This window comes from Ruegeria sp. AG6 (genome assembly GCF_056541565.1).
This window is the reverse complement of sequence record NZ_JBQFYQ010000001.1, coordinates 1,408,034-1,433,137: the sequence shown is the minus strand read 5'-3', so window position 1 is coordinate 1,433,137 and position 25,104 is coordinate 1,408,034. Positions and strand designations below refer to the sequence as shown.

General features: G+C 59.2%; 29 protein-coding genes and 1 other RNA gene. 10 read left to right on the top strand and 20 right to left on the bottom strand.

Translation table 11 applies throughout. The features are described 5' to 3' along the window. Positions 1 to 23: 23 nt before the first annotated feature. The 14 genes from ACR0I0_RS07195 to ACR0I0_RS07130 all read right to left on the bottom strand — a co-directional run bounded on the left by ACR0I0_RS07195 (position 24) and on the right by ACR0I0_RS07130 (position 14,334). Positions 24 to 1,661 carry an ABC transporter ATP-binding protein gene (locus ACR0I0_RS07195; RefSeq protein ID WP_171630785.1) on the bottom strand — a complete coding sequence of 546 codons (1,638 nt, stop codon included), beginning with the start codon at positions 1,659 to 1,661 and terminating at the stop codon, positions 24 to 26. Beyond that, entirely contained in the window at positions 1,658 to 2,473 is an 816-nt protein-coding gene (locus tag ACR0I0_RS07190) for an ABC transporter permease (RefSeq protein ID WP_171630787.1), read from the bottom strand. Before ACR0I0_RS07190 ends, ACR0I0_RS07195 begins: the two co-directional genes overlap by 4 nt. Continuing rightward, the gene (locus tag ACR0I0_RS07185; RefSeq protein ID WP_152458791.1) at positions 2,470 to 3,426 is read right to left on the bottom strand and encodes an ABC transporter permease; all 957 of its coding nucleotides are present in this window, start codon (positions 3,424 to 3,426) and stop codon (positions 2,470 to 2,472) included. Before ACR0I0_RS07185 ends, ACR0I0_RS07190 begins: the two co-directional genes overlap by 4 nt. A 15-nt stretch (positions 3,427 to 3,441) precedes the next feature. Continuing rightward, positions 3,442 to 5,028 carry an ABC transporter substrate-binding protein gene (locus ACR0I0_RS07180; protein WP_171167064.1) on the bottom strand — a complete coding sequence of 529 codons (1,587 nt, stop codon included), beginning with the start codon at positions 5,026 to 5,028 and terminating at the stop codon, positions 3,442 to 3,444. 237 nt (positions 5,029 to 5,265) lie between these two features. Further along, complete coding sequence (locus tag ACR0I0_RS07175; RefSeq protein ID WP_480490713.1) at positions 5,266 to 6,369, bottom strand: glycerate kinase type-2 family protein; 1,104 nt, start codon at positions 6,367 to 6,369, stop codon at positions 5,266 to 5,268. Beyond that, positions 6,369 to 6,806, bottom strand: coding sequence for a D-aminoacyl-tRNA deacylase (dtd, locus tag ACR0I0_RS07170; protein WP_209832422.1), 438 nt, complete (start codon positions 6,804 to 6,806; stop codon positions 6,369 to 6,371). The genes ACR0I0_RS07175 and dtd overlap by 1 nt, the downstream gene beginning before the upstream one ends. Before the next feature lie 42 nt (positions 6,807 to 6,848). Then, positions 6,849 to 7,517: a nitroreductase gene (locus tag ACR0I0_RS07165; protein WP_171630793.1), complete on the bottom strand. Its 669-nt coding sequence runs from the start codon at positions 7,515 to 7,517 to the stop codon at positions 6,849 to 6,851. Between the two features lie 99 nt (positions 7,518 to 7,616). After that, complete coding sequence (locus tag ACR0I0_RS07160; RefSeq protein WP_480490711.1) at positions 7,617 to 8,732, bottom strand: TFIIB-type zinc finger domain-containing protein; 1,116 nt, start codon at positions 8,730 to 8,732, stop codon at positions 7,617 to 7,619. 7 nt (positions 8,733 to 8,739) lie between these two features. Further along, positions 8,740 to 9,057 carry a CPCC family cysteine-rich protein gene (locus ACR0I0_RS07155; protein ID WP_171722854.1) on the bottom strand — a complete coding sequence of 106 codons (318 nt, stop codon included), beginning with the start codon at positions 9,055 to 9,057 and terminating at the stop codon, positions 8,740 to 8,742. A 9-nt stretch (positions 9,058 to 9,066) separates the two neighbouring features. Continuing rightward, entirely contained in the window at positions 9,067 to 10,215 is a 1,149-nt protein-coding gene (locus ACR0I0_RS07150; protein WP_480490709.1) for an SPFH domain-containing protein, read from the bottom strand. A gap of 22 nt (positions 10,216 to 10,237) precedes the next feature. Next, a complete protein-coding gene (locus ACR0I0_RS07145) occupies positions 10,238 to 11,158 on the bottom strand; it encodes a DUF2927 domain-containing protein (protein WP_480485372.1) in 921 nt (306 codons plus the stop codon). 49 nt (positions 11,159 to 11,207) lie between these two features. Then, positions 11,208 to 12,398 (bottom strand): toxic anion resistance protein, encoded by a 1,191-nt coding sequence (locus tag ACR0I0_RS07140; RefSeq protein WP_171630802.1) that lies wholly within the window; start codon positions 12,396 to 12,398, stop codon positions 11,208 to 11,210. A 30-nt stretch (positions 12,399 to 12,428) separates the two neighbouring features. Next, entirely contained in the window at positions 12,429 to 13,343 is a 915-nt protein-coding gene (locus tag ACR0I0_RS07135; protein ID WP_171630804.1) for a 5-bromo-4-chloroindolyl phosphate hydrolysis family protein, read from the bottom strand. 175 nt (positions 13,344 to 13,518) lie between these two features. Continuing rightward, positions 13,519 to 14,334, bottom strand: coding sequence for a pseudouridine synthase (locus ACR0I0_RS07130; RefSeq protein WP_171630806.1), 816 nt, complete (start codon positions 14,332 to 14,334; stop codon positions 13,519 to 13,521). A gap of 62 nt (positions 14,335 to 14,396) precedes the next feature. Here ACR0I0_RS07130 and ACR0I0_RS07125 point away from each other — a divergent pair, with 62 nt between their 5' ends. Further along, positions 14,397 to 14,861 (top strand): nucleoside deaminase, encoded by a 465-nt coding sequence (locus tag ACR0I0_RS07125; protein WP_171722858.1) that lies wholly within the window; start codon positions 14,397 to 14,399, stop codon positions 14,859 to 14,861. 15 nt (positions 14,862 to 14,876) lie between these two features. Here the strand turns inward: ACR0I0_RS07125 and ACR0I0_RS07120 are convergent, their stop codons facing one another. Then, positions 14,877 to 15,569, bottom strand: coding sequence for a metal-dependent hydrolase (locus ACR0I0_RS07120; RefSeq protein WP_171630810.1), 693 nt, complete (start codon positions 15,567 to 15,569; stop codon positions 14,877 to 14,879). A gap of 60 nt (positions 15,570 to 15,629) precedes the next feature. On the opposite strand from ACR0I0_RS07120, the gene ACR0I0_RS07115 reads away from it, so the two are divergent. Further along, positions 15,630 to 16,301, top strand: coding sequence for a ceramidase domain-containing protein (locus ACR0I0_RS07115; RefSeq protein ID WP_480490708.1), 672 nt, complete (start codon positions 15,630 to 15,632; stop codon positions 16,299 to 16,301). 70 nt (positions 16,302 to 16,371) lie between these two features. Here the strand turns inward: ACR0I0_RS07115 and ACR0I0_RS07110 are convergent, their stop codons facing one another. Together ACR0I0_RS07110 and ACR0I0_RS07105 are read right to left on the bottom strand one after the other, a co-directional pair. Continuing rightward, complete coding sequence (locus ACR0I0_RS07110) at positions 16,372 to 16,935, bottom strand: DUF4202 domain-containing protein (RefSeq protein ID WP_171630815.1); 564 nt, start codon at positions 16,933 to 16,935, stop codon at positions 16,372 to 16,374. Positions 16,936 to 17,091: 156 nt separating this feature from the next. Then, positions 17,092 to 17,250, bottom strand: coding sequence for a hypothetical protein (locus ACR0I0_RS07105; protein WP_170343617.1), 159 nt, complete (start codon positions 17,248 to 17,250; stop codon positions 17,092 to 17,094). 226 nt (positions 17,251 to 17,476) lie between these two features. Between ACR0I0_RS07105 and gatC the strand changes: the two genes are divergently transcribed. The 5 genes from gatC to rnpB all read left to right on the top strand — a co-directional run bounded on the left by gatC (position 17,477) and on the right by rnpB (position 21,183). Beyond that, a complete protein-coding gene (gene gatC / locus ACR0I0_RS07100) occupies positions 17,477 to 17,764 on the top strand; it encodes an Asp-tRNA(Asn)/Glu-tRNA(Gln) amidotransferase subunit GatC (protein WP_117868236.1) in 288 nt (95 codons plus the stop codon). A 3-nt stretch (positions 17,765 to 17,767) separates the two neighbouring features. Next, complete coding sequence (gene gatA, locus ACR0I0_RS07095; protein WP_171630817.1) at positions 17,768 to 19,255, top strand: Asp-tRNA(Asn)/Glu-tRNA(Gln) amidotransferase subunit GatA; 1,488 nt, start codon at positions 17,768 to 17,770, stop codon at positions 19,253 to 19,255. A 38-nt stretch (positions 19,256 to 19,293) separates the two neighbouring features. After that, positions 19,294 to 19,998, top strand: coding sequence for a hypothetical protein (locus ACR0I0_RS07090; RefSeq protein ID WP_480490705.1), 705 nt, complete (start codon positions 19,294 to 19,296; stop codon positions 19,996 to 19,998). After that, a complete protein-coding gene (locus ACR0I0_RS07085) occupies positions 19,949 to 20,659 on the top strand; it encodes an N-acetylmuramoyl-L-alanine amidase (protein ID WP_480490703.1) in 711 nt (236 codons plus the stop codon). Before ACR0I0_RS07090 ends, ACR0I0_RS07085 begins: the two co-directional genes overlap by 50 nt. Before the next feature lie 124 nt (positions 20,660 to 20,783). Then, positions 20,784 to 21,183, top strand: an RNA gene (gene rnpB / locus ACR0I0_RS07080) — RNase P RNA component class A. Positions 21,184 to 21,189: 6 nt separating this feature from the next. Here rnpB and ACR0I0_RS07075 read toward each other — a convergent pair. From ACR0I0_RS07075 to ACR0I0_RS07065, 3 genes are all read right to left on the bottom strand, one after another. Then, complete coding sequence (locus tag ACR0I0_RS07075) at positions 21,190 to 21,522, bottom strand: GYD domain-containing protein (RefSeq protein WP_152458759.1); 333 nt, start codon at positions 21,520 to 21,522, stop codon at positions 21,190 to 21,192. 67 nt (positions 21,523 to 21,589) lie between these two features. Further along, entirely contained in the window at positions 21,590 to 22,432 is an 843-nt protein-coding gene (locus ACR0I0_RS07070; RefSeq protein WP_480490702.1) for a DUF2182 domain-containing protein, read from the bottom strand. A gap of 13 nt (positions 22,433 to 22,445) precedes the next feature. Next, positions 22,446 to 23,081: a DUF1326 domain-containing protein gene (locus ACR0I0_RS07065; RefSeq protein ID WP_480490700.1), complete on the bottom strand. Its 636-nt coding sequence runs from the start codon at positions 23,079 to 23,081 to the stop codon at positions 22,446 to 22,448. A gap of 278 nt (positions 23,082 to 23,359) precedes the next feature. Here ACR0I0_RS07065 and ACR0I0_RS07060 point away from each other — a divergent pair, with 278 nt between their 5' ends. From ACR0I0_RS07060 to ACR0I0_RS07050, 3 genes are all read left to right on the top strand, one after another. After that, positions 23,360 to 24,067 carry a DUF533 domain-containing protein gene (locus tag ACR0I0_RS07060; protein ID WP_171630826.1) on the top strand — a complete coding sequence of 236 codons (708 nt, stop codon included), beginning with the start codon at positions 23,360 to 23,362 and terminating at the stop codon, positions 24,065 to 24,067. Between the two features lie 127 nt (positions 24,068 to 24,194). Beyond that, positions 24,195 to 24,362, top strand: a complete 168-nt coding sequence (rpmG, locus tag ACR0I0_RS07055) for a 50S ribosomal protein L33 (RefSeq protein WP_037309480.1) — start codon at positions 24,195 to 24,197, stop codon at positions 24,360 to 24,362. Between the two features lie 208 nt (positions 24,363 to 24,570). Further along, positions 24,571 to 25,077 (top strand): hypothetical protein, encoded by a 507-nt coding sequence (locus ACR0I0_RS07050; RefSeq protein WP_171630828.1) that lies wholly within the window; start codon positions 24,571 to 24,573, stop codon positions 25,075 to 25,077. The last annotated feature ends 27 nt before the right edge of the window (positions 25,078 to 25,104 follow it).

The following is a 25,104-nucleotide window of genomic DNA, read 5'->3' as shown; positions in this document are numbered from 1 at the left end:
TCATCGAAATGTCACGAACCGGATCAGTTGCCGGCGCTTTCCATCTTGCGATGGGCGACAACCTCTTCCAGCCAGCCCAGGTGCATTTCAGGCACCGAACTGAGCAGCAGGTCGGTATAATCGTCGAAGGGCGGGCTCAGCACCTGGCTCTTCGAGCCATAACGGGCCACGCGACCCTGATACATCACCGCGATGCTGTCGCTGATCGCGCGGACCGTCGCCAGATCATGGGTGATGAACAGATAGGCCACATCTTCGATCTTTTGCAGGTCCAGCAGCAGCTTGAGGATCCCGTCTGCCACCAGCGGATCCAGAGCCGAAGTGACCTCGTCACAGATGATCATCTTGGGCTTGGCTGCCAGTGACCGGGCGATACAGACACGCTGTTTCTGACCTCCGGACAGTTCCGCAGGATAGCGGTCGATGAACTTTTCGCCCAACTCGATCTCATCCAACAGCTCGATGATCCGCTTGCGCTTTTCAGCGCCACGCATGTTGAAATAGAACTCCAACGGGCGGCCGATGATGGTGCCGACGGTCTGACGTGGGTTCATTGCCACGTCTGCCATCTGATAGATCATCTGCAACTCGCGCAGATCCTCCCGAGAACGCCCCGCAAGGTCCGGCGACAGCGTGCGACCGGCAAAACGGATCTCGCCATCGCGCGGCGGCAACAGGCCGGTGATCACCCGGGCCAGCGTGGATTTGCCCGAACCGGATTCGCCCACGACCGCCAGCGTTTGCCCCGGATGAAGCTCGACATTGACGTTGTGCAGCACGTCGAAGTTCAGCCCCTTGTAGCGCGCGGTGATCCCGTCAACGGTAAGCAGCGGTTCCGGTGTGGGCTGCTTTTCTTCGTGCTCGATCGAACGCACCGAGACCAAAGCCTGAGTATATTCTTCCTGTGGGTTGTTGATGATCTGATCGGTGCTGCCGTATTCGACTGTGTCACCCATCCGCAAAACCATGATATCGTCGCTGACCTGCGCAACCACGGCCAGGTCATGGGTGATGTACAAAGCGGCAACGCCGGTGTCGCGTATGGCATCCTTGATCGCCATAAGAACATCGATCTGGGTGGTAACATCCAGCGCCGTGGTCGGTTCGTCGAACACCACCAGATCGGGTTCAGGACACAGTGCCAATGCGGTCATACAACGCTGCAACTGACCGCCCGAAACCTGGTGCGGATAACGGTTGCCGATGTTGTCAGGGTCAGGCAAACCCAGCTTTGCGAACAGCTCGCGCGCGCGGGCCTCGGCCTCTTTGCGCGAAAACTTCTTGTGCTCGACAGCCGCTTCGACAACCTGATCCATGATCTTCTTGGCCGGGTTGAACGACGCGGCGGCAGATTGCGAGACATAGGCAACCTCGCCCCCGCGCAGATTCCGAATATCGCCATGCGATGATTTCAGGATGTCGCGCCCGTTAACCCAGACTTCGCCGCCGGTGATTTCAACGCCACCCCGGCCATAGGCCATCGAGGCAAGACCGATGGTGGATTTCCCAGCGCCGGATTCACCGATCAGACCCAATACCTTGCCGCGCTCGAGGTCAAAGCTGACCCCGTGCACGATTTCGATGTCATGGGGTTTCTCACCCGGTGGGTAAACGGTTGCACCGATCTTGAGGTCACGGACCTTGAGAAGGGAATCACTCATCCCCGACCTCCTTTCAGCGATGTAGTACGGTTCAGGATCCAGTCAGCCACAAGGTTGACCGAGATCGCGAGCGTCGCGATGGCCACCGCGGGGTACAGGGCCGCGCCAATGCCATACACGATGCCGTCCTTGTTTTCCTTCACGATGCCACCCCAGTCGGCCAGCGGCGGTTGAACGCCAAGACCCAAGAAAGACAGGGTAGAGATGAACAGCACCATGAAGATGAACCGCAGGCCGAACTCGGCCACCAGCGGTGACAATGCGTTCGGCAGGATTTCCCGGAAGATGATCCATGTCCGCCCCTCACCACGCAGTTTCGCGGCTTCGACATAATCCATCACGTTGATGTCCACGGCGACGGAGCGCGAAAGGCGATAAGGGCGTGTCGCATCCAGAAGGCCCATGACGAGGATCAGGATCGGGACAGTTACCGGAACGATGGCCAGAATGACCAGCGCAAGGATCAGGGTTGGGATCGACATGATCAGATCGACCGTCCGGCTTAGCGCCTGATCCGCCCAACCGCCCAGAACGGCGGCCAGAAGACCAAGCGATGTACCGGTCAAGAAGCTGAGCAATGTCGCGGCGGCGGCAATGAAGATCGTCGTGCGCCCGCCATAGATCATGCGGGTCAGCAGGTCGCGGCCGATATTGTCGGTGCCCAGCAGGTGTTCGGCGCTGGCCGGCTCCCATACATCGCCGACCACTTCTGCCATCCCGTAAGGCGCGATCAACGGGGCAGCAATGGCCACGAAGAAATAGGCGCCGGTGAATATGAGGCCAATCAGAGCCGAAAGAGGGATGTTTTTCATTTCGGATGCCTCAGTCTTGGGTTGGCGAGGATCGAGACGATATCCGCGACCATGTTCAGGCCGATGTAAACAGCCGCGAATACCACGCCGCAGGCCAGAACAACCGGCACGTCACGCTTGGTCACTGCGTCCACAAGGTACTGCCCCATGCCGGGATAGACGAACACGACTTCAACCACGACGACGCCAACAACGAGGTAGGCGAGGTTCAGCATGACAACGTTCACGATGGGTGAGATTGCGTTGGGAAAGGCATGCCGCGCGATGACCTGAAATGTGCTCAGGCCCTTGAGTTCGGCCGTTTCGATATAGGCTGATTGCATGAGGTTCAGAATTGCAGCGCGGGTCATCCGCATCATCTGCGCGAGGACCACCAGTGTCAGAACGAAGGCCGGAAGCGCAATCGCGTTCAGCTTTTGCCAGAACGACATCGAGTCGTTGATCATCGCAAGCGAGGAAAACCATCCCAGCTTGACCGAGATGTAGTAGATCACGACGTATCCGATCAGGAACTCGGGGATGGAAACCGTTGTCAGCGTGACGGCGGAAATCAGTTTGTCGGGCCAGCGATTGCGGAACCGGACAGCCAGCAGACCCAGAAAGATCGCAAGCGGGACGGATACGATTGCCGCGACACAAGCCAGGAACAACGTGTTTCCGAGGCGTTTTCCGATGCTCTCGGCAATATCAAGCTTGTTGGTCAGCGATTGGCCAAGGTCGCCCTGAACGATGCCGCCCAGCCATTCAAAATAACGGGTCAGGGCCGGGCGGTTCAGGCCCATTTCTTCGCGAAGGTTGGCCAAGGCCTCGGGGGTTGCGGACTGCCCCAGGACGGCTTGCGCGGCGTCTCCGGGAAGAGCTTCGGTCAGGCCAAAAATCAAGGCCGAAGCGCCGAACAGCAATAGAATTCCCAGCGCGAGGCGCTGGGAAACCAGTTTTATGATAGGATGCATTATCCGATGCCCGTATCAGACGAACCACATTTTGCGGGACATGTTGCCGTTCATCATTTCCTGTGTCGGGTCGCTTTCCCAACCATCCAGTTGGTTGCTGACACCTTCAACAAAATCGTTGAACATCGGGCAAATCAGACCGCCTTCATCACGGACCATGCGGCCCATCTGGCTATAGATGCCCTTGCGTTTCTCGACATCCAGTTCTGCACGAGCCGCGAACAGCAGGTCGTCAAATGCCTGAACTTTGAAACGTGTATCGTTCCAGTCCGCCGTCGACAGATACGCGGTCGAGTACATCTGGTCCTGTACCGGACGACCGCCCCAGTAAGAGGCGCAGAAGGGCTGCACATTCCAAACCTCGGACCAGTAGCCGTCATTCGGCTCGCGCTTGATTTCCAGCGGAATTCCAGCCTGGGCGGCTGTCTGTTGGAACAGGGCTGCAGCATCCACCGCGCCCGGGAAGGCGCCGTCTGCAACACGAAGGACAATCGGCGAGCCGTCATGACCGGACTTCTTGTAGTGCTCGGCTGCTTTTTCCACGCTGAACTCGCGCTGTTCGATTGTCTCATCAAACAGTGGATAGGCTGCGTTAATCGGCATGTCGTTACCGATCGAGCCATAACCGCGCAGTACTTTGTCCACCAGATCCGCACGGTTGATGGCATACTTCAGGGCCGTGCGCAGTTCGTTGTTGTCGAACGGTGCGGTATCGCAGTGCATGATAAAGACATAGTGGCCGCGGCCAGCGGTCGAGTGCACGGTCAGATTGGGTGCGCGCCCCAGCAGGTCCGCGACCTTTGGTTCAACACGGTTGATGGCGTGGACCTGACCCGATTGCAATGCAGCGGTACGCGCAGTTGCGTCATTGATAACCACAACTTCAACACTGTCGAAGTTACCAAAATCAGAGTTCCAGTGGTTCTCGTATTTTGTGAACAAGTGGCGCACACCGGGTTCGTCCACTTCCACCTTGTACGGTCCGGTTCCGATACCTGCTCCGGGATTGTCCATGCCGCCATCGGGCTGAATGATCAGGTGGTAGTCGGCCATCAGATACGGAAGGTCAGCGTTAGGCTCGGACAGAGTGACCTGGAAATTGTCGCCATCGGCTTTCATTGACTCGATGCCCTTCATGATACCAAGGGCACCGGACTTGGAGTCTTCGTTCGAGTGGCGCTGCATTGTCTTCAGCACGTCCTCGCTGGTCATGGTTTTGCCGTTGTGGAATTCGACACCCTGACGCAGTTTGAAGGTCCAGACCTTGGCATCCGCGCTGCCTTCGACGCTTTCCGCCAGGCGCGGTTCGATGGACCCATCGGGTGCAACTTCTACAAGCTGGTCGCCAAACTGCTTGCCGTTCTGGAACGGAACCGAGCTGGCATAGGTCGCCGGATCCAGCGAGTTGGTCGACTCACCGCCTTGCAGACCGAACTTCAGATCACCACCCTTTTTCGGGCCTGCTGCGCGTGCTGCGTCCGCGAACATCGTGCTGGCCACGGCAGCCGAAACGCCCAGGGCCGCGGCTTTCCCCATGAATTCGCGGCGAGTCATCTTCCCGGCTGTGACCTGACCGGCCATATGCGTTATTTGTTCATTCATTGAGTGTTCTCCCTATTGAGTGGTTCCAGCCCCTTTGGGGGCTTTTTGTTGACGCATGAGTCAACGTTGGCTTATTTCCGCGAACCGGGCAAGGTTATTTCTCTTAAATACCGAAGGCCAAAGCCATCGCTTTGTTGTCCGGTGTGCGGCAATTGCTGAATGGGTGTTCAGGTACATTCTGCATTTTCGGGTAGTTTCCGGTCGATTGCGGGCCAAAGCGGCATGATAAGCGTCAAATCATCCACGTATCGCGACAACCAGGTCCATGACGTTGGTGCCGGTTGGTCCGGTTGTCAGCAGGCCGTGCGCTTTTTCCAGGAATGATCCGCTGTCGGCTTTGTGAAGAGCGCGTTCGGCGCCATCACTCCAAGTCTTTCCTGTTATGATTCCACCCGCCGCATTTGTCGGGCCATCCGTGCCGTCGGTGCCGCCCACGATCACCGCGAGATCCGTCTGCCCCGCGATCTCTTTTGCCAAAGCAAGCGCAAGGGCTTGATTTCTGCCGCCACGTCCCGGGTGATCAGGCAAGACCACGGTCGGTTCTCCGCCAAAGATCATCACGCCCTTTTCCATTCCACGCAGCAAGGGCCCAAGACGCGCCGCGACCTGCAAATAGTCGTCGTGCAGAGCCTCATCATTGATCAAGACCCTCAGCCCCATTGTTTCCGCTGCTTTGGCAGCGGCACTGCGGGCATGCGCGTTCGAAGCAACGATCCGGGTGCTGGCGGCAAAGGAATGATTGTCGGGCAATGCTCCGATTCCCGAACCGATGACGTTCAGATCGTCTCCGGGCACATCCGATATCGCCAGAACAGTGGCGCGGTCTCCGGCGAAATGGGACAGCAGGCCGCCGCCCTTGATGCGCGACAGCTTGCGCCGCTCGGCATTCATTGCGCGGATATCCAGCCCTTTGGACAGCAGTTCGCGGTTCAACGCCTCGAGATCCGCCAGCGATGTTCCGGGAAGCAGGTCTTCGGCCAGGGATGACGCGCCGCCCGAGACCAGCAGCAGAACATGTGATCCGGGCCCCATCTGATCCATGGCCAGGCGCAGCGCCCGCCCGCCCGCCACGCTGCGGTCGTCCGGAACGGGGTGTGATGCTTCGATCACCTCGACCCCAGCCGGCAGGTCGTGGCCATGCCCGTCTTTGGTGACCACAAGCGTGGGGATGGCGCCGAAATGTTCCAGCGCAGCCCGCGCCATGGCTGCGGCGGGTTTGCCCACGGCCAGAATACGGTCTGGTTTCGGGACATCAGGCAAGGCGGCCAGGGTGGCCTTATACCCGCCGACGGCATCAACACCGGCCTGCCACAACCTGACAGCTTGCTTTTCAATATCCATCAATTCTCCACCCAGATCGTGACCGGCCCGTCATTTACAAGCTCAACCGCCATGTCCGCGCCGAACTGTCCGGTTTCCACCGCGATCCCCTGCGCGGCAAGGTGCTCTGCGAAGACCTTGTACAATTGCTCTCCCAACTCGGGCGGGGCCGCGTTTGAAAATCCGGGACGATTGCCGCTGGAGGTGTCCGCCGCCAGTGTGAACTGGCTTACCACCAAAGCAGAGCCTTCAACATCCAGAAGCGAGCGGTTCATCTTGCCGGCGTCATCCTTGAAAATCCGCAGTTTTGCGGCTTTCTCGGCCAATTTTTCTGCCTGTGCCTTGCTATCGCCCTGCATGGCGCAGACAAGAATCATGAGCCCGGGACCAGTTTTGCCGATGACGGTGCCTTCGACCGACACTTTGGCCTGTGTCACCCTTTGCAGCAATGCGCGCACTTGGTTCCTCCCCCGAAACGTTGAGCCTGCCTGAGCGACGGTTTAGCCGCGCCAGTCCACAAAGTCACCCAATGCCGCGCGTTCCGTACGGAAGCTGTTTGCAGGATGATCCATATCCGAATAGCCAAAGGAAATTGCGCACAGGATCAACCGGTCATCGGGGATCTGAAAATACTGATGCAAAAACGGGCTGTACGCCGCCAATGCCGCTTGCGGGATGGTCGCCACGCCCAAAGCCTGAGCGGCGAGCGCAAAAGCCGTGACAAAGCCGCCGCAATCCATTGCACCATAAGGTCCCAGCTCTGCCGGGCTTGAGATGATGGCACAATGTGGTGCGCCAAAAAGGGCGAAGTTCTGCATCATTTGCTGCGCCGATCCTTTACGGTCCCCCCGTTCTACGCCAACCGCGCGGTAGAGCGCCCAGCCGCACGTCCGGCGGCGGTCTTGATACACGCCGGAGTAGGAAACGGGAAAAGGAAGATCGGGGGCCGGCGTGCCGTTCCTGGCTTCGTTTGACATCGCGTCGCGGAACCTGTCGGTTTCGTCTCCGCTGGTGATGACCAATTGCCAAGGTTGCGCATTGCACCAGCTCGGCACCCGGGACGCGCTGGTCACGATCTGTTCGATGTCACCACGTGGAACCGGGTCAGGCCGAAAGGCGCGGCAGGAATGGCGCGCAGTCAGAAGAGTGTTCAGATCGGCCAGGGTCACGTCGTCTTCTCCTCCGGGGCAGCCGGCGGCAGGATGGGTGAGAAGCCGGGGATGTTCAAGGGGTTCCGCCGCACAGATTTTGGCTGCGGCCCCCGAAGGTCATTGCTGTCCGGTCGCCATGAGGTATCCGATGCCTGCCGCAACCAGCAGGCCAAGCACAACGGCGATCGTGACCTTGATTGCCGACCAGGGGCGTTCTCCCTGAACCCGGCCGGTCCGGCCGTTCACCACGAAACGATAGGTCTGACCGCGATACTTGTACGCCGCCAACCAGACCGGCAGCAGGATATGCTTGAACGTGACATCGCGCACATCGGTGTCCACTGCATGGATGCGTTGCCTGTCGCCCCCAATATCAAACCGCACGTCCCGCTCGATCACGCGGGCCATATAAGCGCGTGCCTCGGCATATCCATCTTTCAGCTCGACCGTATAGGCCTCGGCCCGAAAACCGGCGAGGTACTCTGGCTGGTAGGGTTCCAGAGCCGGGAGATCCCAAGGCTCCAGAGCATCCGTGTAAGCCTTGGGCAGGGACCTTGAGGCCAACACCAACACGTCGTCAAAAAACCGCGCCACCCGGCCGGACTTGGGCGTCCAGCGAACCTTGGGCACCTGTTGTTGCACCCGTTTGCCATCCCGCATGACGGTGCGGGTTTCATAGTAGACTATTCCGCGCTCTCCGCGATAGGCCGACTTCGTATCGGCGTCGAAGGTCCAGTACGGCACATAGATGCCCTGCATCCTGCGGCCCTTGCGGGCATAATCCTTCAACCCGTTCGGCGCGAACCACAGCCGCCCCAGCCAGTCGCTCATGGCTTTGTGGGCGGCGCGTTCGTCCAGCGCAAAAGGCAGAACGCCCTTCGGTTTGATATGCCGGTTCATCCCGGTGTCCGTCACGACCGGGGTGGCGCAGAACGGGCATTCCGAAGCATGGGTGTTGGGATCGAATTCAACCTGCGCTGCACAGTTCGGGCAGGACAGAACCCGCGTCTCTTCGATTTCGCTGTCGGGCAGGCGGTCGGCGATGGCAGCGTCGAAATCCAGCTCGCGCAGGCTGGCGCCGCCCCAGGGGCCGGCACCGATCGGTTCGGAATGGCCACAGTGATCGCAGATCAGCGTGCCGGATTTTGGATCGAACCGATAATCGGCGCCGCACTGGTCACACGGGAAACGATGTTCCGCGAAATCAGGCGATGGGGCAGGGGCATCCGTCATGCTACGCTCAGTCCTTGAGAGGGAAGTAGAGATAGTCCGCGCGGTCTTCCGCAGGCAGGACATGCGGCAGCATCGCGGCCTCGCAGGCCCCGATCGTCTTGAAGTTTTTACGCCCCTCAGCCAATGTCAGGCCGTGATTGGCCGCCGAAGGCTCGCGCAGGTTCGTGTCATATTGGATGTCCTCGTCCTCCCAGAAACAGATCGGGCAGATCAGGTACTGTCCACGTTCCGAAAGGGTGACATAGTCGCAGCAGGGGCAGACGAAATGCGGTTCGGGCCGCGTTCTGCGCCTGCCCTTTTTCGAACGCTTTCCAAGGCCGGCCATGCGGTGCCCTCATGCGCCGGGCGGGGGCGGAGGCAGAATGGTGAACAGCTGCGCCAGTTCCTGCACCTCACCCGCCTTCTTCCAGCCGTCCTGACCGGGCGTCCACACGTAGGTGTCGCGCGTGATCTCGCCCTCACTGGCCATGCGGCCCATCTTGGCCTTCGAGAACGGGCCGCTGGTCTGTCCGTCCACCGCAATGTGCCAGACATGCTCGACCGGCGGCGGAGGCGGCGGGGCCACATGTGCGGCCTGTTGCGGGGCAGCGGGCGCGGGCGCGCCCCACGGGCCTGACGACTGACCCGCTGCCATGTTCGACATCTGGTTCGCCATCGCCATGCCCATTCCCATACCAAGGCCAGCGCCCATGCCGCCGCCTCCGCCCGGGGAACTGGCTGCCGCCGTCATCGCCTCGGCCGCGGAATACTGGGTGAACTTGCCCAGATCCCCCGCCAGACCCATCGAGGTGCGCTTGTCCAGCGCCGCCTCGACCGCCGGCGGCAACGAGATGTTCTCGATGTAGAATTCCGGCATCTCCAGCCCATAGCCGTCCAGTACGGGCGAGACCTCGGCCGCGATCAGCTTGCCCAGATCGGCGGTGTTTGCAGCCATGTCCAGAACCGGGATGCCCGAGCCCGCGATCACTCGGCTGAATTCCTGCACGATGATGTTGCGGATCTGAAAGCTAATCTCGTCCATGGTGAACTCACCGTCGGTGCCCACGATCTCGACCAGGAAACGGGCCGGGTCCTTCACCCGGATCGTGTAGGTGCCATAGGCGCGGATCCGGGTGGGGCCGAATTCGGGATCGCGCAGCATGATCGGGTTCTTGGTGCCCCATTTCAGGTCGTTGAACCGGGTCGTGTTGACGAAATAGATCTCGGACTTGAACGGCGACTGGAACCCGTGATCCCAATGTTGCAGCGTCGTCATGATCGGCATGTTGTTGGTTTCAAGCATGTAGAGGCCCGGCGTGAACACGTCGGCCAGCTGGCCTTCATGCACGAATACGGCCGCCTGGCCCTCGCGCACGGTCAGCTTGGCGCCATACTTGATCTCGTGGCCCTCACGTTCGAACCGCCAGACCATCGTGTCACGGGTGTCGTCCACCCAATGAATGACATCAATGAATTCTCCGGTCAGAAAATCGAAAATTCCCATCTGGGTTCTCCTGTCATCGGGGTCAGAGCGGCTGCCCCATCAATTCATGTGCGATTATTCGTACAATGGGTCGCGCTTCATCAACGTCTATGCCGGGCTGCAACCGTGGGTCATACAACATCGTCAGCAGCTTTTCGTCGTGACTGGTCAGCAGGGCAAATTCGTCATCATCATTGAAAATCGAAGGCCGCGCTGCCGGGCTGTCATTGGACAGGCCAAGACCCTGAGCTATTTCTTCGTGAATGCAGCTTTGGCGGCCCAGATCCGTCAATTCGGCCCGGATAAGGGAAACGGCACGCACGTATCTGTGTGGTGAAGACGTCGTTGCCGATGCAATCACCAGGCAATCGAAATTGGCGCGTGGATTGGCCACCAGATTCAGCGAGTCCTGACTGATATTCGGGATCAGCTGTTTCAGGCGGGATACGATATAGGCGCTGTCGTCCTTGCCTGCAATAAAGACATGGAAATTGGCGTTGCGAGAGACGACGGAAACCGGATGATCCGTCAATCTGGCCAGTCGGGTGGCAAAGGACCGAACCTGATCCGCATCATGCTGCCGTGCAGAAGGAAGCACGGAGGGCCCGAACTCGGTCTGTATTCGGACAGAGCCGGACCACCGGCTGAGTTGCCCGTCGGTCTGACGCGAGCCAGCCGAGACGCTTTGCGTCGGATATTCGCTGTAGAACGCAATCGCTTCGAAATTCCGCGCTAGATCATCGGCATCATAGGGAGTGTCCGGACCGCCCCCATCGGTGCGTAAAAGCCCTCGCACCAGCAAATCCCGTTCAACCCGCTGATAAAAACGCGCCAGATCCTGACTTGCGGCTGACGGTGGCACATAGGCATTGGCTGCCACGGGTGCGGGTGTCGGGCGAGGTTGCGGAACAACAGATGACGTCAGGGTTTCATCGCAATTGGCCAGAGCCAAGAGCGACACCATCCCCAAGGTTCCTTTCAAGTAACCGAAGGCCCGCACGCCGATCCCGCCCTCAGCCGGGAACCGCCGTACCGGCATTGTCGCCGGTTCCGTCGCGGCGCGCTTTGGCGGCCGCCAAAGTGTCGCGCAGTTCCTTTTCCATCTTCTGCAACTCAGCCTCGGCTGCGGCGCGTTTGGCTTTGCCTTCGTCCGCAATGGCAAGGCTTTCGTTGATGGTGCCAATCAGGTCGGCATTGGCCTGCTTGACCGCTTCGATGTCGAACACGCCGCGCTCCATCTCTTGGCGGATCATCTTGTTCGATTCGCGCAGGTTGGCCGCATTCGAAGTCAAAAGCTCGTTCGTCAGGTCGTTCGCATCCCGCACCGCGGCGGCGGCTTCGGCGCTGCGTTGTATCGTAACCGCCTGGGCCAGCTGCGTTTCCCACAGCGGTACCGTGTTCACCAGCGTCGAGTTGATCTTGGTGACCAGCGATTTGTCGTTTTCCTGAACCAAACGGATCGACGGCAGCGACTGCATCGTGACCTGTCGTGTCAGTTTCAGGTCATGAACCCGGCGTTCTAGGTCGTCACGCGCCGCACGGATGTCACGCAGTTCCTGTGCCTTCATCACTTGCTGGTCTTCCGGAGCGGCCTGAACTTCGGCTTCCTTTTCAGGGATGTCGTGGCTGTCCAGCTCGGTCAGCTTCTCTTCGCCCGCAGCGATGTACAGCGCCAGTTCGTCATAAAAGCCCAAGGTCTTCTCATACAGCAGATCCAGAGATTTGATATCCTTGAGCAGCGTATGCTCATGTCCCAGAAGATCGTCGGTAATGCGATCGATCTGGCCCTGAACCTCTTCGTACTGGGCGGTAAATTTGGCAAAAGGCGCAGCCCTGCCCAACAGTTTCTCCCACCAGCTGCGCTCGCGCCGCACGTCAAGTTCACTGACCGAGAAACCGCGGATCGTAGTTACGATATTGCGCAGGCTGTCACCGGCCGGGCCGACATCCTTGTTGCGCACATCCGCAAGCATGGCCTGGCTTATCTCCTGCAACTCGGCCTGCGCGGACGAGCCGAACGCGACAATCGAATTGGTGTTGCCCATGTCGATTTCATCCATCCGCTTGCGGATTTCGGCGCTGACGGGTTCGTCGGCTTCCTCCAACGACACGACCTCGGCCTGCGGTTCGGGCAGGGCAACTGCGGTGACTTCCTGTACCAGTGTTTCGGCCTGAACTGCCTTGTTCTTGATCTCATCGGACATGGGTATGTTCCTCGCTCAAATAATGGCCGGTCAGTCCAGCCGGACGCCTTCGCGCTGCAGTCTTTCACGCAACACGTCAATTTCGACCGTCAGATCACTGCGGTCATCCAAAAGCATTTTCCGCGTTCGCGCGGCGAAATTCTGTTCCAGATCGTCCAGCAAAGCAGAGTAATCCGCAAGCGCCTGCGCATCGCGGGTTCGGGCGTAGACATCAGCAAACTTAACGGTCGCGTCGCGTGCGCCCTGCAAGTACACGGTCAGGTACTTTCTAGCACCGGCCAGATCTCGCGGGTCTTCCTCGACCGTGCGAAACAAATCCCGCGCGGTGTTCTGAAACCGTTCGACGCGGGCTTCGACCCTGCGGTCACCAGCGCGTTTTATGGCATTCGTCATTTCCGACAGATGTTTCTCGGCATCATCGACCACGCGGGCCACGCGGTCCTGCTGAAAAGTGTCGACCCCTTCCATGCCCTTGTTCTTCATCGGATCAAGCCCGAATGAGACAGAATGCAGAACGGTCGCTGCAACACCAAACAGCACGGGGGCCAACAAACTGACCTGCGCTGCCGCTTCAGCGTCCAGAAACTCGGACCTGTAAGACGCAAGGCCAGCGCCAAGGCCGGTGAGAACACTGGCAAATATCTTCCGCGGAAAAGCAGGACGTCGGGCGGTTTTGCGGGCATTGTACGCGGCCTCAGCTCTCAGACCTTCTCGCAGCAAAAATGCGGCCGCCGTCAGAAAACCAGCGGCGACCAGCCCCAGTGTCATGCCAATCGCGCCGTCGTTCAGGGACAGAAACACCAATGGAATGGCGGGTAGAAACAGAATATTCGCACGTGCGCCAGCGGGCTCGACCCGTGCGCCGTCAAACTGACCCCTCGGCAGTGGGGTGTTTTCCGATTCATCCCCCTGTGGGCTGTATTTGCCGCCGAACCGCTTTGCCATGGCTTACAGACCTCCGAGCAAACCAGTGCAGACGCCAAACAACAGCACCAACAGCACAGCGTAGGCCAGTTTTTGCACTCCGCTTCCGGACATCACGCCCCCCAAATAGCAGCTTTCACTGAAAATTTAGGGTATGCGCGGGCTTAGCGCTAGGGGGAAGGTTGCCGAACCCACATCACTTACGGGGATTCTTGCCGATCAGAGGCCGTTTTCTTTTGGGCCGTGACGGGCGCTTGGGCGCGTTGCCGGGTTTGTCTTCGGCGTCCAGCCCCAGCTGGTCCCGCATAACCCGGCGACGGACTTCTTCGACCTCGCCCTGTTTCAGCGTCCCAAGCTGGAAGGGGCCGTAGGACACGCGCAACAGACGATTCACGGTGAAACCGATATCTTCCATCGCGCGGCGGATTTCGCGGTTCTTGCCTTCGCGCAAGCCGATCGTCAGCCATGCATTTGCGCCCTGCTGGCGATCCAGTGTGACGGTCATTGGCTGGAACCGTTCTCCCTCGATCACCAGCCCCTTGCGTAGCGGTTCGAAATCCTCGTCCTTCGGGCGACCGTTCACCCGCACGCGGTACTTCCGCAACCACCCGGTCGAGGGCAGTTCCAGCTTGCGCTTGATGCCGCCATCGTTGGTCAACAGCAGCAATCCTTCGGAATTCAGGTCCAACCGACCAACGCTCATCACTCGTGGCATGTCGTCAGGCAGCTTGTCGAATATTGTATCTCGTCCTTTTTCGTCGCGGGTCGTCGTCACCAACCCGGCGGGCTTGTGATACAGCCACAGACGCGACGGTTCCGGTTCCGAGACCGGCTTGCCGTCGACTGCGATCTTGTCTTTCGCGGTCACGTTCAGGGCGGGGCTGTCGATGGTCTTGCCATTCACTGCCACGCGGCCTGCTTCTATCATGCGTTCAGCCTCGCGCCGGGATGCTACGCCAGCGCGGGCCAGGACTTTGGCGATCCGATCGCCGGGGGGTGGGGTCTTGTTCATGTCAGGGCCATACCGCATCCCGGGCGCTTGCGAAAGGCGGGTTTCTGCGGCAGTCAGGGGGCATGGTGTTCAAATCGCATATGCAACAGGCCCTGGCCGAGGCGCGCGCAGCCGCTGACCGCGGCGAGGTGCCCGTGGGGGCCGTTGTCGTCGGACCGGACGGAACGGTCGTGGCCGCGGCTGGGAACCGGACGCGCGAATTGAATGACCCCACGGCCCATGCGGAAATCATGGCCTTGCGTGTCGCCTGTGCGCAGGCGGGCTCTGAACGGCTGCCGGATCATGATCTCTACGTCACGTTGGAGCCTTGCGCGATGTGCGCCGCGGCCTTGGCGGCCACGCGCATCCGGCGGATCTATTACGGTGCGGCAGACCCCAAATCCGGGGGCGTGGCGCATGGCGCGCGCGTGTTTTCGCATGCACAGGCGCATCACGTGCCCGAAGTCTATGACGGAATTGCAGGCGAAGAGGCTGCCGCGCTTTTGAAGGCCTTCTTCGAAGCGCGCCGCCAGGACAAGCCGGGCTGACGCGCTGCGCTGTCGTCAGACGGTGATGGCTTTCATGACCTCAGGTTCGATCACGTCGACCCCGGGCAACCCGTCGATCAATGCCTGTGCGGATTGTTCCAGAATGGGGAACGTCTGGTAGTGACATGGGATGACCGTCTTGAAGTCAAAGTACCGTTTCGCGGCATAAGCGGTGGCTTTCATATCCATGGTGAAATGCCCGCCGGCGGAAAGGATTCCGATATCGGGCTTGTAGTAATCCCCCATCCATTCCATGTCGGCCATGATGTCGGTATCGCCCGAGACGTAGAGCATACGCCCCTCGGCCGCGATCATGAAGCCGACCTCACTGCCACCAGTGCGCAGACCGTCCGGTGTTGAAAAAGTCGAGCTGTGAGAGGCCGGTACCATTGTCACCATGACGCCGTTCAGGTCGACGGTGCCGCCTTTGTTGAAACCGATGGTCTCAATGCCTTCCGCTTCGCTCCAGTATCCCATCAGGTCATACTGTCCGACAACGGGGATTTTCAGGTGCTTTGCCAGAGGAAGTACATCGGCCACGTGGTCAAAATGCGTATGGGTCAAAAGAATGTGGGTCGCCCCTTCCAGCACGGCATCATGCCGATCTTCGGGCAAGACCGGGTTGCCGGTCAGCCACGGGTCGATCAACAGAACCTGCCCCTGAGTTTCTATGCGAAAACTGCCATGGCCCAGCCAGATAATGTTCATTCCGGAATTCCTCTCAAGTCTTGTCTTGGCTCCAGCCTAGCATTGGCTATGTAAATTTCCATGGACTGGATTCGAGAAATTGATGGCTATTGCGAACGCGTGTCCCCGGAGTATTGGGCCGAGCCGATCAACGCGATCACAAATGCGGCTTTTCTGATTTCCGCATGGGTCATGTGGCAGCGCGTGCGCGATCAGGACATGCCGCTGGCCAAAGGTCTGGTCGTGATTTTGGCCATGATCGGGGTTGGAAGCTATCTGTTTCACACCCATGCCCGGGTTTGGGCGGCATTGGCGGATGTGGCGCCGATCCTGCTGTTCATATTGGTCTATATATTTGCGGTGAACCGGAACATCTGTCGCATGTCGTCCGGAATGGCGATCTGCGGTACGCTTCTGTTTCTTCCTTTTGCGGCACTTGTTGCGCCTTTGTTCCAGCTTGTGCCGGGGTTTGGCGGGTCGGCGGTTTACGCGCCGGTTCCTTTGTTGATCCTGATCTATGCGTTCCTGCTGCGGGGCCAAGACATGATCCTGGCCAAAGGGATGACAATCGGGGCCTTGATCCTGATTCTGTCGATCACGTTCCGGGCGCTGGATTTGCCATTTTGCGGGCAATGGCCGGTGGGGACGCATTTCATGTGGCATATCCTGAATGCCATCATGCTGGGATGGATGATCGAGGTGTATCGCGCAGCTCTTGTCAGGGGCCGTTTTAGCAAAGGCCCGGCGCCTTGAGGCGCGGAAGGATCGCGTGTGTCTTCCGAGCCTCATGGCAAGAAGCCAACGAAACCGCCCCGGTCCGATTCTAGTTCTGAAAGGCTGCGGCCAGATGGTCGGGCAGATCAAATTCGCTCAACACCCGAGCGCGGCCTTCGGGCGACATCTTGCGGGCCGTTTTTTCAACGATGCTCTGGATTTTCTCGGCCGAGTGTTTTGCGGCAAAGGGCTGGAAATACCATTTCAGAAACACAAAGCAGATCACGTCTTCCAACGCCTGCACTTCCGCGTCGCGCTTGATGCCTTGTTTGCGCAACATGCGCCCTGCGGCCTCGATCTGTTCTGAATCGTAACCTTCGCGGGCCATCAACCCCATGACCACGTCGGAATGGTGTTCGCCCTGCGCCTTGCGCCATGACAGATATCCAACCCGGCCTTCGGGGTATTCACTGCGGGCAAGTTTCCAACGTTCCACATGCTGACCGCGCGCGGCGATTTGAAGGGCGTCGGAAGCATCCGGAAACAGGCGGCCCAGCTCGGCACTCATGCGTTCGCCATACAACAGTGCCGCGGGGCGGCCCTCGTCTTGGTTGGGGTCATTTGCATTGGCTGCGTCGATTGCGTCCAGAACCGCTTGTTTTTGCGCGCTCATCATCTGCTCCACTGGCTTGCCTGAACTACGAAACCTCGGCGCAGTTCTGTTCTGTATTCGACGTCATGCTAGCGGCTTGCTCAGGGATGTGCATCCTCGAAAATGCAAAACAGCCGGGTCAGAGAGGGGATATCTGACCCGGCTTGGACCTGCGCGTTACTTGGCAGGTTTAACCTGATCCTGCGTGACCGGTTCCGCGATAGGGGACGGGAAGGTCAACGTGCGTGTCAGGTTGCTTGTGTCGATACCCAAAGCCATGGCCGGTGCGGCCAAAATCGTGGCGGACAAGACCGCGGCTGTTATCAGGGGTTTCATGTTTTTCTCCGGTTTGCGTTATGTCGCATAAATAAAATGAACAGTACAGTACAGTTTTCAAGATCGATAATGAACTATTCGGTTTACTTTTTTGCATACCAGTCATTCAGTTTTGAATAGCCTCATAAGAGGGGGGATTCCAAACTCGGACCTGCCCAAGGCACCCCGGTCTTGCGACTGCCGCTGCAGACGGGTAAACGCCCCCTAACGTAGATGAGGGAAGCCGATGTCGATTGACCAAAGCACCGCCGCCAAAGTGGCCAAACTGGCCCGGATCAAGGTCGAGGATGACGCGCTGCCGGCGCTGGCATCCGAGTTCAACACCATCCTTGGGTTCATCGAACAGCTGAACGAAGTGGATGTGGAAGGTGTCGAGCCGATGGTTTCGGTCACACCCATGCGCCTCAAGCGTCGTCAGGACGAAGTCACCGATGGCAATCAGCAGGACAAGATTCTGGCCAACGCCCCCGACGCCCGCGAAGGGTTCTTCGCAGTCCCCAAAGTGGTGGAGTAAGACATGAGCGATCTGAACAAATTGGGCCTGGCCGAGGCCCGCGACGCGTTGCGAGCCGGCGACGTCACCTCTGTTGAGCTGACAGAAGCCTGCTTGAAAGCCATTGATGAAGCAGATGCGCTGAACGCATTCGTCCACAAGACGCCCGAGATCGCGATGGAGCGCGCCAAGGCTGCGGATGAACGGATCAAGGGCGGGGACGCTCCGTCAATGTGTGGCCTGCCGATCGGCATCAAGGACCTGTTCTGCACCAAGGGCGTGCCGTCACAAGCCGCGTCGGGCATTCTTGAAGGCTTCAAGCCGGAATACGAATCCACCGTGTCACAGCAACTGGCCGACGCAGGCGCAGTCATGCTGGGCAAGCTGAACATGGACGAATTCGCCATGGGCTCGTCCAACGAAACATCGGTCTATGGCAACGCGGTCAGCCCGTGGCGTCGTGGCAACGATGATGCGCAGCTGACACCGGGCGGTTCGTCGGGCGGGTCCGCGGCCGCTGTGGCCGCCGACCTGTGCCTTGCGGCAACGGGCACTGATACCGGCGGTTCCATCCGCCAGCCCGCGGCTTTTGTCGGGATCACCGGCATCAAGCCGACCTATGGCCGATGCTCGCGCTGGGGCATTGTGGCGTTTGCGTCCTCGCTGGATCAGGCCGGTCCGATGACCAAGAACGTCCGCGACGCCGCGATCATGCTGGAAACCATGTGCGGCCATGACGCCAAGGATTCGACCAGTGCGGACCTGGCCGTCCCGAATTTCGAAGCGATGTTGACTGGCGACATCAAGGGCAAGAAGATCGGTATCCCCAAGGAATACCGCATGGACGGAATGCCCACCGAGATCGAAAAGCTCTGGGCCGATGGTGCCGCGATGCTGAAGGATGCGGGGGCCGAGATTGTCGATATCTCGCTGCCGCACACCAAGTATGCGCTGCCTGCCTACTATGTGATCGCCCCGGCCGAGGCGTCTTCGAACCTCGCCCGCTATGACGGTGTCCGCTATGGGCATCGTGCACAGATGGCGCAGGGTGATGGCATCACCGAGATGTACGAAAAAACCCGCGCCGAGGGCTTTGGCCACGAAGTGCAGCGCCGGGTCATGGTTGGCACCTATGTTCTGTCGGCTGGTTTCTATGACGCCTATTACAACCGTGCCCGCAAGGTGCGCACGCTGATCAAGAAAGACTTCGAAGACGTGTTCGCGGCCGGTGTCGACGCCATCCTGACCCCGGCAACCCCATCGGCGGCCTTCGGTCTGGGCGAAATGACCGAAGCAGATCCTGTTCAAATGTATTTGAACGATGTCTTCACCGTGACCGTGAACCTGGCCGGACTGCCCGGTGTCTCGGTCCCCGCAGGGCTGGACACACAAGGTCTTCCGCTGGGATTGCAGCTGATCGGACGTCCCTGGGAAGAAGGCGACCTGCTCAATACCGCCTATGCGCTGGAAAACGCGGCCGGTTTTGTGGCCAAGCCCGGGAAATGGTGGTAAGCCTCGGGCAACTGAAGCACTAGACACGGAGCCAAACTATGCGCGTTTTGCTTTTGGTCCCCGCTCTTGCACTGGCAGCGGCGTGCACGGATGTCGCACCGCTGACCAGCACGGGTTTCAACACGCCTGAATACCAGGCGCAGCGCGAGGCTCAATTGGCAGGTCAGGGTGCGGCCGGCAACCCTCTGCTGGCCCCGGTCGAAGTTTCACAACAACCGCTGGGCGCCCCTGGTACGGCGCCTGTTGCCACGGGTGAAAACGCGGATATCGCCAACCAGACCGCGGCGGCATTGGCCAGCACATCTGGCCAAAACCCAGCCGCGGTTACGGCGGTTCCCGTGGCGAACACTGGCGCGATTTCGGATGAACAGGACTTTGCCGCCGTGTCCGAACGCCGCAGCATCGAATCCGACGCCGCCCGGATCGAGCAGAACCGCCAGACCTACGAAATCGTGGCCCCGACGGCAGTGCCCGAGCGCACGGCGAGCGGCCAGACAAACATTGTGCAATATGCGCTGAGCACGTCCAATCCGGTAGGTGTGCAACTTTACAGTCGGTCCGGTTTCAACCTTCAGGCCAAGGCTCAGAGGAACTGCGCGCAATTCCCATCCCCTGATCAGGCTCAGATCGAGTTTCTGTCCAATGGCGGCCCCCAGCGCGACCGCAAAGGTCTGGACCCGGATGGGGATGGTTATGCGTGTGGCTGGGACCCGAGCCCGTTCCGCAGTGCCGTCAGCAACTGACCCCCTGAACCCAATCTGGCATCCGTCACCCAATTTTGGTGAACGCCGAGATGGTCTGACACCATCCTTGATCGTGATCCATTACACGGCGATGGACAGCGCGCAGGCGGCTCTGGATCGTCTGTGCGACCCAAAGGCCGAGGTCTCGGCCCATTACCTGATCGGCAATGATGGCACGCTGTGGCAGATGGTGCGCGAAGAAGAACGTGCCTGGCATGCTGGGGCAGGGGAGTGGCACGGTCAGACCGACATCAACTCTCGTTCCATAGGCATCGAGCTGGACAACACCGGCAAGCATCCGTTCCCTGAACGCCAGATGCACCGGCTGGAACAGCTGTTGCGCCAGATAATGCACCGTTGGGCCATCTTGCCAAACGGTGTTATCGGCCATTCGGACATGGCGCCCGGGCGCAAATTTGACCCCGGTCCGCGATTTGACTGGTTGCGGCTCGAGCGCAACCTGCTGGCCGCGCCCCGCGGATATGCCGCTGGTCCGCAAACTGCATCAAAGGGCCAGTTCCGAAGCCTGGCTCGGGCCGCCGGTTTCAGCGCTGACGTAGACGATGATACGCTGTTGCATGCCGTCCGCCTTCGATACCGCCCATGGGGCAGGGGGCCTTTGCAGCAAGCCGACCTTGCACCGTTGATCCCGCACACCTGATCCGCACTTCATCTGGCTGAAAATATCCCGGGGTTGAATTGGCCGCAGGCCAAGAAGGGGCTGGCCCCTTCTCTGAACCATCCACCCTTGACGCCGCCGACCGCAGAGCCTACCCAACCCACGCGCGGAGGGCCGGATGGCCGCTGGGGTCGCAAGGCCCGAGAGGAAAGTCCGGACTCCACAAGACAACGGTGCCGGGTAACGCCCGGGCGGGGCAACCCGACGGAAAGCGCCACAGAAATCAGACCGCCCGGAACCTAGGTTCAGGGTAAGGGTGAAACGGTGGGGTAAGAGCCCACCGCGCCTCTGGCAACAGGGGCGGCACGGCAAGCCCCACCGGGAGCAATGCCAAATAGGGTCCCCGCGCGGGCCGGTCGGCGCAAGCCGATACCGCCGCTAAGCGCGTCTTGGCCGAGAGGGACCGGGTTGGCAGCTTGAGCCGCGCAGCAATGCACGGCCTAGAGGAATGGTCATCGAAGGGGGCAACCCCGGAACAAGATCCGGCTTACAGGCCCTCCGCGCGTATCCGCCTATCCTCCGGGAGGTGTGTAGGAACCGGTCAGCGCCGCCGCTTTCTCGGTTATCGACGTGAACTCGTCTGCGGTCCAGGCGCGAACGGTTTCGATGTTCGTCACTGCACCCGACGCGGCGACAGCCATGCCAACGGCCACGGCGTCTGTCCCATCTGGGGCTTCGCTGATCACAACCACGTCGTTGCTGCCGGTTGTCATGTAGAAGGACAGCAGCCTGCCACCTACTTTTTCCAGCAAGGCTTTTACTGGGCCGGTGCGGTTCTCGGGTTTCTGCAACATGCCTTTGACACCGGCTTGCGAGTAAGATGCGTAAGTAATGAAAATGGGCATTGATACCTCCTGTTACATCAAATCGTTTTAGGGTCTTCAAGTCAGCCGACCCCAGGGCCGTTCAAAATCAGGTGCCAGAAAACAACAGTGCCGTGATGAACCAAAGGCCAGCGCCGATCAGCGCAAAACCTGTCACCGGCACAAGCCACCGGGCCCCGGGCAAAAGTTTTTCCAGCGCGACGTACGCGGCAATTCCGACAATCCAGTAGAGGTTCATGATCCCTCCGACGAAAAGCAGCAGCATCAGTGCCCAGCAGCATCCCAGACAATACGTGCCGTGCAGGATACCGGTGCGGAATGCACCGAATGTTCCGGGTCGGTTGTGATCGGCCAGAAAACGTGCGGGGCTCTGACAGTGGCGCAGGCATGCGTTTTTCAAAGCTGAAAACTGATAGGCGCCAGCCGCCAGCAGAACACCCCCTGCGAAGACGCCTGAACTAATCGTCATCATCGGCCCGTCGGACAACCCGATTTGTTCCAACCCCCATTGCAATGCGGTTGCAATCAGGCTGAACGCCCCCCAGGCCACCAGATAGCCGGATAAAAACCACAGGCTGAACGCAACCGTCCGGTGCTTTTCAGGCCCTGTCCGCTTGACCGCGATGAACAGAAGAACGGCAGGCGCAGCGCTTGGGGTCATCATGGCGATCATCATGACCCACCACATCAGAAAAATCAGCAAGGCATAGCTTGCGCTCCACGCTGCTGCCGGGCCCATTTGCATCGGGTCTCCGACAGGGCCGGCCATCCGGGTCATCTCGACCGCGGACATGTTCATCCCGACGCCAGCTATCGTGTACCAGGTTGCACCGAGGATGATCAGAAGAACGCTTCCCAGAACAATCGCGCTGTCCTGTCTCAGCAACCACTCAACCGTCCCGCCCCGGGGCGATGCGTTCTGTTTGGTCATGGGTATTCTCTGATTATGCGCCCAAGACGCCATGGCCCGAGATGTTCAGATGCGCCAGATGAGCATGGGTTGCGTCAAAGGTCAGCCGGATCTGACCACCCGTTGTAGTCGCACTGCCCGATGCCGCCTCGGCATGGCGGTATTCAAAGCCGTTCGGCAACTGTATCGACGCGCGGTGAGGTGCGCCCGATACGATATGAGGGATCGGATTGACCTCAACATCGAAAACTCCGGTAACTTTGGCGTATCCGCTGCGCTCTTCGCGGTTCCAGTCCAGTTCAATCGGAACAAACAGAGTTTCATGTTTCAAAGGCGCCATGGCGCTGAAGACATACCAGAACGTGGCCATTTCATCAGTATCCTGACCGGTCATGATTGCTTGCAACGCAGCCCGCTGTTCAGCTGTCGCGCTGTCATCAATGATCAGCTGCATCTGACCGTTGCCCTCATGAATTGGTCCCGGCCAATGATAGACCCCTGCCGCCCGAAGACCGCCCAGATCAGTTTCACCGTAGTGACCGCTTTGAATGTCAAAGACCACAACCGCTTCGCAATTGCCGTGTGACGGCAGTACGCTGAACTGACACGGGCAACCAAAGTTGCAATTGCAATTGGCCAGTTCTTCGGCCTGAATAGCCCATTCTGTCATGATAGCCCCCCAAGAAAAGTCGCCTAAAACAACTCTGCTCGTTGCAGGTTTAACGCATTCACGCTGCCTCGGCCTTCGAGCCTGAATTCGGCTTCTTGGATGGGCGAACCTATCACGAATCCGTGATATGTACAAACAAGACCGCAAATTACATGCCTTCTTTGGGCTTTATCGTGCGCCGGGCTAAGGGCCGGTCGCGTTCAGGTTGAGCACGGTATTCGGGATTGCATTCGGCTGTTAGACTTTCGGAACCAATTTGAAGATATGGGAGGTTGATTATGAGCTTTATGAAAACGCTGGCGTCCGTGGCCATTGGATTTGCTGCGGCCAAGGGCATGGAAAAATATCAGAAGATGGGCGGCATGGCCGGACTGCAAGACATGATGCAAGGTGCCGGCGGTGGTTTGGGCATGGATCAGTTGGGCAAAATGGCAGAACAATTTGGTCTGCCCGGTGGCGCGTCAGGCTTGCAGGACATGATGAGCAAGATGGGGGTTGGCGGCAGCACAGCCGGAGCCGCTGGTTTGGGTGGGTTGTTGAACGCCATGCAAGGGGCTGCCAAAACTGCCAATCAACACACAGGTGACATGATGGAAACCGTGTTCGGCGGCACGCCCGCGGGTGCAGCGATGGAAGAGCAGGCAAAACTCATGCTGCGCGCAATGATTCAGGCTGCCAAGGCAGATGGTGAACTTGACGAACAGGAAAAGGAAATCATCCTGGGTGAATTGGGCGACGATGTCAGCGAGGAAGAGCGCGCATTCGTGCAAGAGCAGCTGAACGCACCGATTGACGTCATGGGATTGGCGGCTGATTCTGGTGCGCCGCTCAAGACGCAGATCTATGCAACTTCCCTGGCTGCGATCCGTCTGGACAATGCGCGCGAGGCGTCTTACCTGCGGCAATTGTCCACCGCTCTGGGTCTTTCCGACGCGGAAAGGGACCAGATTCACACGTATATGGGCGCGCCAACCTTGCCTAGTTGAACCTGCATCAGATTCCTGTGCCTGTATCATCCGATTGGCCTTGACATAGGCGGTGCAGCGCGTAAAAGCGCACGCTCATAGGAATTCAACCGAAAGGCCCCTGCCTTTTCGGACGCAGGAGATAACCATGGCGAAGCCGACGACAATCAAGATCCGTCTGAACTCGACCGCGGGCACGGGCCACTTCTATGTGACCAAGAAGAACGCGCGCACCATGACTGAGAAAATGACCATTCGTAAATACGACCCGGTCGTTCGCAAGCATGTCGAGTATAAGGAAGGCAAGATCAAGTAATCTGCCATTCCATTTGGAAATTCCGAAAAAGGGCTCTGTTGCACAGAGCCCTTTTTCAGTTCCGGTTTCCTGATTTCGGCGGATGGCAGGCTGCGACGGTCCGTTGCAGTGGCGCATCAGCGTTTGGGACAATCGCATCCCCTGCGGCTTGCTTTTTATGGGAACCTGCAAGTACGCTTCAGCAAACCGCCACAAAATGTTGACCGCCATGAAAAAAATCTTGTTATCCACAATTGCCGTTCTGACCCTAGCGGCCTGTGAAGACCCGTTTAACCGCGAAGGTGTCGGGTTTACTGGAATCGATGGCGAACCGCGCACGATTTCGGACGTACCCGGGGCCGTCGCCTTTCTGCCAGACGCGACCAACGTTCCGGCAGAGCTGGCGGAACTGCGGACAGTCACGCTTTTGAGTGATGAGGTTGACCCGTCCAAGGTGGCTTCGGTTGCAATAGACAATGGCGGGCAGACGCCAAACACTGCTGTTCAACTGCAAGGAAGCGACACAAACCTGTTCCTCAGCACTGTCAGCGTCAACGGCACCTTATTTGGTGTGCTGCGTACGCGCTCTAACAGTGTGAAGGTCGACAATTCGGTCGGTGTAGGCTTTGCGGAAGAAGCAGAGCGTTTTACCGGCTGTCTGCCGGCTGGTCAGGTCTACCGCAAAGGCACCTCGGAAAAGAGCTCGGGCTTTGCCGTTCCGCTGAATTGCAGCTAACAGATTTCTCTCTCAAGTCCAAAACCC